Annotated in this window: 1 protein-coding gene; it reads right to left on the bottom strand. The window is 56.3% G+C overall.

The genetic code is table 11. From position 1 onward, the window contains the following. On the bottom strand, positions 1-229 hold a 229-nt coding region (locus tag BTW00_RS13800; RefSeq protein ID WP_256714086.1), incomplete at both ends, for an ATP-binding protein.

The following is a 229-nucleotide window of genomic DNA, read 5'->3' as shown; positions in this document are numbered from 1 at the left end:
GCTTGCGGTAAGTAAACCGTGAAGGTTGAGCCACGTCCGACCTCGCTGTCGATTGTCAGAACGCCGCGATGTCGATTAACGATATGCTTAACGATGGCAAGGCCAAGGCCAGTGCCGCCGAGTTCGCGGGATCTGGCTGCATCGACGCGATAAAAGCGTTCTGTCAGGCGTGGAATGTGTTCGCGGGGAATCCCGTCGCCCTGATCAATGATTGATATGGCAACGGAGG

The organism is Psychrobacter sp. C 20.9 (assembly GCF_001921765.1).
Taxonomy (GTDB): Bacteria; Pseudomonadota; Gammaproteobacteria; order Pseudomonadales; family Moraxellaceae; genus Psychrobacter; species Psychrobacter piscatorii_B.
This window is presented reverse-complemented; position numbering and strand designations above follow the sequence as displayed.